Origin of the sequence: Psychromonas antarctica, assembly GCF_022267535.1 — a bacterium.
In the GTDB taxonomy this organism is placed as follows: domain Bacteria; phylum Pseudomonadota; class Gammaproteobacteria; order Enterobacterales; family Psychromonadaceae; genus Psychromonas; species Psychromonas antarctica.
In genome coordinates this window covers 1-7,498 of record NZ_JAHNZV010000122.1, presented here as the reverse complement: position 1 = coordinate 7,498, position 7,498 = coordinate 1, and the positions used below count along the sequence as shown (strand labels likewise).

General features: G+C 40.8%; 7 protein-coding genes, 1 tRNA gene and 1 pseudogene. 4 read left to right on the top strand and 5 right to left on the bottom strand.

Annotated features, from left to right (window positions below):
* Positions 1–497: 497 nt before the first annotated feature.
* From KSO91_RS15080 to KSO91_RS15060, 5 genes are all read right to left on the bottom strand, one after another.
* Positions 498–573: transfer RNA gene (locus tag KSO91_RS15080), tRNA-Trp, on the bottom strand.
* A gap of 168 nt (positions 574–741) precedes the next feature.
* Positions 742–975, bottom strand: coding sequence for a thioredoxin family protein (locus tag KSO91_RS15075; protein WP_238743859.1), 234 nt, complete (start codon positions 973–975; stop codon positions 742–744).
* Positions 976–992: 17 nt separating this feature from the next.
* Positions 993–1,973: a permease gene (locus KSO91_RS15070; protein WP_238743858.1), complete on the bottom strand. Its 981-nt coding sequence runs from the start codon at positions 1,971–1,973 to the stop codon at positions 993–995.
* A 224-nt stretch (positions 1,974–2,197) separates the two neighbouring features.
* Positions 2,198–2,713 (bottom strand): sigma-70 family RNA polymerase sigma factor, encoded by a 516-nt coding sequence (locus tag KSO91_RS15065; protein ID WP_238743857.1) that lies wholly within the window; start codon positions 2,711–2,713, stop codon positions 2,198–2,200.
* A 162-nt stretch (positions 2,714–2,875) separates the two neighbouring features.
* Positions 2,876–3,271 (bottom strand): hypothetical protein, encoded by a 396-nt coding sequence (locus KSO91_RS15060; protein WP_238743856.1) that lies wholly within the window; start codon positions 3,269–3,271, stop codon positions 2,876–2,878.
* 357 nt (positions 3,272–3,628) lie between these two features.
* Between KSO91_RS15060 and KSO91_RS15055 the strand changes: the two genes are divergently transcribed.
* The 4 genes and pseudogenes from KSO91_RS15055 to KSO91_RS15040 all read left to right on the top strand — a co-directional run.
* On the top strand, positions 3,629–4,750 hold the full coding sequence (locus KSO91_RS15055; protein WP_238743855.1) for a phosphoserine transaminase: 1,122 nt from the start codon (positions 3,629–3,631) through the stop codon (positions 4,748–4,750).
* A gap of 27 nt (positions 4,751–4,777) precedes the next feature.
* Positions 4,778–6,139: a glutathione-disulfide reductase gene (gene gorA / locus KSO91_RS15050; RefSeq protein ID WP_238743854.1), complete on the top strand. Its 1,362-nt coding sequence runs from the start codon at positions 4,778–4,780 to the stop codon at positions 6,137–6,139.
* 350 nt (positions 6,140–6,489) lie between these two features.
* Positions 6,490–6,631, top strand: a pseudogene (locus KSO91_RS15045) (LysR family transcriptional regulator); the annotation flags it as partial.
* A gap of 235 nt (positions 6,632–6,866) precedes the next feature.
* The coding region (locus KSO91_RS15040; protein ID WP_238743853.1) for an AMP-binding protein at positions 6,867–7,498 on the top strand (632 nt) is incomplete at its 3' end.

The following is a 7,498-nucleotide window of genomic DNA, read 5'->3' as shown; positions in this document are numbered from 1 at the left end:
TCAGGCAAACTGTATCCATGCTGGTGTTGAACTTTATTTTTACTCATGTTCACACTCCTAATTTGAGTATGTTATGAGTATAGTTTACTTTTCATCCAATATTGGCTGAGTAATGTGGGTAATCAGGAAACCTTATACAGTACGGTGTACAGCGATTATCGATTTACGAAGAAAGCACATTCCAATCCAACATCAGAACAGATAAAACCTAAAAAGACAGTAAATGGACCAGACCCGTACCAGAAAAAGTCCACCAGCAGTGATTGCCAATACTGAAAACAAAATTGGATCGTTTTAGCATCTGTTGTAAAGTTTGGGATCTGGTTGCGCACAGAATCTGCACGTGAAGTACCGGATATAGACCGGAAGGGAATATTTACAAGGCATAAAACAGGGATATTTTGAGCTTATAGGTAAAGGTTAATTGACTCTAACCTTTTGATTACCCTAGAAACAACAAAGCCTCAACAATAAATTGTCGAGGCTTCATATATGTTTGGCAGGGGTGGAGAGATTCGAACTCCCAACATTCGGATTTGGAATCCGACGTTCTGCCGTTGGAACTACACCCCTGCAGACGGAGCGAATAATACCTAAGCTAATTTTAAAGTAAAGCGCTTTTTAGATAAATGCAGCCGACTGACTATAAAACAAACAGCAGTTTAAGGTCAGATCACACATCTGCACTCCCCCCTCTTTACGTCTGTATTATCTCCCAACCAGCTGTTCCTCTTGATAAAATTAGCTAAGAAAAACTTTTACTGTTTGTAAATCAGGCACAGAGCCGCTATGTACTAGCTTGCCATCAACAGAAACAGCCGGTGTACTAATAACTCCAGCCTCCATAATGGCTTGCAAGTCACTGACTTTTGATAGTTTTATTTCAATTTTCAATTGCCTTGCGGTCTCTTTGATTAGCTCTGCTGTGGCGGTGCAATTTTTACAACCCGATCCATATACATTAATCATTTTCATTTTATTTCCTTTTTATTTTAAAAATTAACGGCGTTAAATAACCAACCTATTAGTGTTAGAGCAACCAATAAGTAAGCGCCGATCAGTATTAACAAACGCGAACTCATCACCTGCTTAAGCATCATAAATTCAGGTAGGCTAACAGCGACTGCGCTCATACAAAAAGCCAACGTAGTGCCTAATGGCACCCCTTTTAGCAATAAACTTTCGATAATAGGCACAATCGCGGTAGCATTTACATACATAGGGATGGCCAATAAAGCAGCAAGCGGCACTGACCACCACTGCCCAGCCCCTAAATGCTCACTAAACCATAACGCAGGGATCGTCCCGTGAATAACGGCGCCAATTCCAACCCCGATAATCACCCATTTCCAGATCCGGGTAAATATGGTCAACATCTCTTTTTTGGCAAACTGATGGCGCGCCGCTAGGGTCATCGCTTTATCCTGATATTCAAGTAAGGGTGCTTCATCATCTTGCATATACTGCTTTGCGAGAAAGGGAGCCAGCCAGCGTTCGCCTTTGATTGCATCAATAAGGAAGCCTGCGATCATACCCAGCAACAAACCGATAGAGATATAAACAAGGGTAAATTTAAGGCCCAATAATGACCCTAACATTACGATCACCACCTCGTTGATTAATGGCGATGTGAGTAAGAATGCAATGGTAACGCCAAGCGGTATACGCGCAGAGACAAAGCCCATAAAGAGCGGGATAGAGCTGCAAGAACAAAAGGGTGTGACCGACCCAAATAGAGAGCCTAGGATATAGCCTAGAAATCGATTTTTACCCTGTAGGTAACAGCGCACTTTCTCTGGATTGAGCGTTGCTCTGACAAGAGCGATAAAATAGATAAGGACCAGCAGCAGCACTAAAATTTTAACCGTATCTTCAATAAAAAAATGTACGGAACCACCGAGTTTACTGTCACTAGCGAGCGCGAATAAAGAATACGTTACCCAATCGGCAAAGTAGGTGAACCAATCTAGCATTAATTTATCTCCTGTTATTATTTTCTCAGCTCAGGATAAGCAAATCGATACCGTGTAGTTATGACTACTCTAAATAGCCTTTAACTGCACAAAACCATCAACACTATATGATATCGAATTTTACCTTCACGATATTAAAGAGAATTGCGATTTCATTGTCCCGAGATGAGCTTGTCTACTTATAAACACGTTTGAGATACAAAAAAGATGCAGATTATTTGAAATTATTTTCTCGGGGTAAAAGAGCTAACACCTTGTAAATCAAATTCTACCTTACAAGATGAAATCATCTGTTCACGCAATTTTTGCCGTGCACGCTGAATACGGGATTTGGTTGCACTAAGCGTCAATTCATTGTGCTTTGCATAGTCTATTTGCGATATTCCCTGTATATCGCATTGATCAAGAATATCTTTATCATCTTCGCTCAGCTCTGATAGAACACGGAGTAAGCACTGCTGCAGATTAACTATTTCAGGCGGCTCGTCAGTAGGCTCAAAAGGAACAAAGTTAACGGTTAATTTGGTTTTGCGATATGAATCAATCAAACTATTTTTGGCGATAGTAAAAAGCCAACTTTTAGCATGGGTTAAACTGCAAAAACGTTCCTTGTTTTGCAGCGCTTTAATAAAGGTATCTTGTAAAATATCTTGAGCCTGATCGCCATTTTTTGTTTGCTTTAACAGCCAATTTTTTATCAATTGTTCATTTTCATCCCAAGCCGCCATTAAACAATCCACAATAAATATCCTATAACGAAAAAATTCATTTAGCTGATAATAACAAAAAAATCCCCATTGTATAAAGCAACGATATAAGGTATTACTCGATGATTACTAGTGGGGGCTAAAATGGAAACGCTAAAGGCGCTAAGTAATACAGACCTTGTAAATAATTCAGTGTTACTCGCTATCTAATAAAGACCGCATCCACTTTTTTGCATCAGTGATATTATTAAAAAATTCAGCTATTTCACCAGCCTGGTTATATAAATCAGTAATATGCCGCCTACCTAACTCAGGGTACTTTGATCCATTTAAAATTAATGCCGTTGCAACTCGACCATTTTTTTTATCATATTTTACGTATTCAACAAGCAGCTGAGCAGCGTCAGGCGTATGGATTGGATCGCCATATAGTATAATAATCACCCCCCATTTATCTTTTATACGTTGTTTTTTTACAATATCCGCGTTCTCAGATGACAGAAGCATTGCTTCCCTATTCCATGGGCCTCTGCCTTCAATAATTAAGATATCATCTTCTAATTGAAACTTTAATGTCCCATGATCCAGCATCTTCTTTTACTCCTGATTGCACTTCTTAGCATATTATCTTTTTATCGTAAAATGGTATTTTAACTAAATCATTCACTTTTTTAAGCTCCTTCTGGACACGGTTAAGGCTAAATTTAAGGGAATATATTAAAGCTTAAAAATGCCCCCTAAATTAGGATATATGTTCTCTTGTTACTTCAAGATACAAAACCAAGCCCCTAATGTATCGCGGGTATATAATCTGCTTGCTGTAATCTCCCACCCCATTTAGTATAAGCAATTAAATTCAGAAATGAGTCACTGCTTTGCGTATAATTTATCAACACGCAAAAAGTCACAACGAAAAACAGCATATTGTTTTTAAAAAGGATGTTAACGATGAGTAACCCACAACCCACGATCAAACCTGCTAATGCAAACTTTTCATCAGGACCATGTGCCAAACGACCGGGTTACAATATCAATCAGTTAGATCTTAAAACACTGGGGCGCTCTCATCGTTCAGCGCTTGGTAAACATGCCCTACAAAAAGTGATTAGCGACACGGCTGAATTATTGGCTCTACCTGAAGGCTATCGCGTCGGTATAGTCCCTGCTTCTGATACCGGTGCGATGGAGATGATTATGTGGTCGCTGCTGGGACCTCGCACTGTTGATATCTGCTACTGGGAATCTTTTGGTAAAGGTTGGTTCAACGATATCACTCAACAGCTAAAGTTGCAGAATGTTAATCAAATCTATGCCGACTATGGCCTGTTACCCGATCTTACCCAAGTGAATCCAGATAATGACTTAATCTTTACTTGGAATGGTACGACTTCAGGCGTTAAAGTTGAAAATGCTGATTTTATCTCTGATACGCGCCAAGGGTTAACCATTTGTGATGCCACTTCAGCTGTATTTGCAATGGATATGCCATGGGACAAATTAGACGTAACCACTTTCAGCTGGCAAAAAGTGCTGGGTGGTGAAGGTGGACACGGTGTCATTATTTTAAGCCCTCGCGCCGTTGAACGGTTAGAGACTTATACACCAAGCTGGCCAATGCCTAAAATATTTCGTTTAACAGATAATGGTAAATTAATGGAAGGCATTTTTAGAGGCGAAACAATCAACACCCCTTCTATGCTTTGTGTCGCGGATTATCAAGATGCGTTAAACTGGGTAAAAGAGATAGGAGGCTCCGCTGCTTGTATTCAAAAATCACAACAGAATTTAGCCATTTTAGAAGATTTTGTTGCACAAAATAGCTGGATTGATTTCTTGGCGAAAACAAAAGAGAGCCGCTCAAATACAAGTGTTTGCTTATCTGTGGCATTAGATGACACACAAATTAAAGCCTTTATCAAACTCCTCGCTGATAATCAGGTCGCTTATGACATTGGTGCTTACAAAGATGCCCCAAGCGGTCTGCGTATCTGGTGTGGTAGCACAGTTCGAGAGCAAGATCTTAAAGCGCTACTGCCTTGGCTTGCTTGGGCATACCAAACAGTCGCTTAAATAAGCAATGAATAATTAGGAATAAATATGAACGATAAGAAATTCGATTTTGACTATATCTGCATTGGCGGCGGTAGCGGTGGTATCGCATCAGCTAACCGCGCATCCAATTATGGACAGAAAGTTGCCATTATTGAACACCAAGCTTTAGGTGGCACTTGTGTTAATCTCGGTTGCGTGCCTAAAAAAGCAATGTGGTATGCAGGACAAATTGCAGATGCACTACGTTACGCACCAGATTATGGTTTTGAAGCCCCTTTAAAAAACTTCAGCTGGGCAAAATTAATAGAAAGCCGTGATGCCTATATCGCACGCATCCACCAATCTTATGAGCGCGTGCTCGGCAATAATAAAGTCACCGTGATCAACGGCTTTGCCAAATTTATTGATAACCACACCGTTGAAGTAAACGGTAAACAATATCGTGCAGCCCATATCACTATCGCCACCGGTGGCGCACCAACCGTGCCAGATATTAGCGGTGCCGAATACGGTATTACTTCCGATGGCTTCTTTGCGTTAACAGATCAACCCAAACGCGTAGCTGTCGTCGGAGCGGGTTATATCGCCGTTGAAATTGCAGGCGTCTTTAACGCACTCGGTACTGAAACACACCTGCTTTGCCGCCGTCATACTTTCCTACGCGAATTTGATAGTATGTTGTCATCAACACTTGTTGAAGTGATGCAGGAAGAAGGCCCGACACTACACACTCACTCAGTGCCAAAATGTGTTATAAAAAATGCTGATGGCAGCCTCACCTTAGAGTTAGAAAATGATAAAGCGATCACCGTAGATTGCCTTATCTGGGCGATTGGACGAACGCCGGCAACAGCCAATATCGGCTTAGAAAATACTGATGTGGCGCTTAATAAGCACAATTTTATTAGTGTAGACAAATACCAGAACACCAGTGTGCAAGGCGTTTATGCGGTGGGTGACAATACCGGCGAAATTCAGCTAACCCCCGTGGCGGTAAAAGCGGGTCGACAATTATCAGAGCGCCTATTCAATGGCAAACCGGATGCGCATTTAGACGCAACGTTGGTGCCAACCGTGGTGTTTAGTCATCCGCCAATAGGAACGATTGGTTTAACCGAACTTGAAGCAGAAGTACACTATGGTAAAGATAATTTAACCGTCTATACCTCGCAATTTACCAGCATGTATACCGCGCTGACCACCCTTCGCCAGCCAACACGCATGAAGTTAGTTTGCGCGGGTAAAGAGCAGAAAGTGGTTGGTCTGCACTGTGTTGGTTTTGCCTCTGATGAGATATTGCAAGGGTTTGCCGTAGCGATAAAAATGGGCGCAACAAAGGCTGACTTTGATAGCTGTATCGCCATTCACCCAACCAGTGCAGAGGAACTCGTTACGCTTACACGTTAGTGTAGAAAACGCACCACTACGTTTTACGTAATGCGTATTTCGGAAATTTTAGAGGTCATGTTATTACTATTACATGACCATTATTTTCGGAGTACGCATGGCAAAATTAATAATTGCAAAAGACATTCAGTTGGGAGGGAAGATATACGTTCAAGATGAACTTCTAACTTCAGTATCATTCAAAAAAACTCTTAAACTAGATTCCCTTCCTACCCTTTACGATAAAGAGTTCCAATATGTGGAAGTTGCAAACCAATGGTTTGCATATTTAAAGTCAAGCAAGCGCCTAGAGGACTTAAACTCATATTCTAAAGCGATTCTTAGATACTGGAATTTTTTAGAAAACAATCAGTTTATATGCGTTCTACCCGCATCGGGATCTGCCGGTCCGAACGCGAATTTTTTGATGCTGTCTGTGAGTATTTAGGTAAAGACGAACCAATTTGGGAACAGGCTATCCCTAACTTTGAGCGGCTCTATCAAGGCGATTAAACACTTCCCCCCTTTTTTCATGTGCCACGCTGAGTTATAAAAGTGTAATTCATCTACGCGTAAAATTGACCATTTCAACTCAAACATTTTAGCATCCGGCCATATTAGGCCTTTATCACAGAGCCTATTGTGGCAGCTGTATTGTTTGAGTGATTTTTGTATAATGACACCTATTTTACCTGATACTAAAAATGCTAAACAGTATCTGATAAAGATCGTGGATAAAGGATCCTGAATGACCATACAGCTTGAGAATAATACTTTAGCCGCGTTAACTGAGCGATCAACTTGTCTTTATAAAGACAGATTGTCAGTAGCCAATATTGGCGATATTGCAATAACCTATGGCCAAGTTCGTGCAAAAATCGCTCAGATCCATCATGTTTTCGACGTATTAGGCATAAAACAGGGCGATAAAGTCGCTATCTGCAGTGAGAATATGCCACATTGGGGGGTTGTTTACCTTGCTATCACCTCGATGGGGGCGGTGGTGGTGCCTATTTTACCCGACTTTCATCGTAATGAAATGCACCATATTATTAAACACTCTGAAGCGATAGCTCTCTTTGCTTCAAAAAAAATCAGTACAAAACTAAACGAAGACGATTTTAGCTCCTCTCTGCAGTATCTTTTTTCTCTGGAGTCACTTGATATATTAGAAGATAAAACCGCTAAACAATCAGACTTGGTTAGCAAGGGAATCGAAAAAATTGCGCAGATGAAGGCCAAGGCGCTACAACTTACTAGTACCAGAGATCATAAGTCCGTGTGGATTTTATCAATACTCTCCCGAGCGTTAATTTTCAGCGGAATAACTCTTTTTAACACTAAAGTATTCTTGTCTTCGATTGTCCATTCAAACTCTTC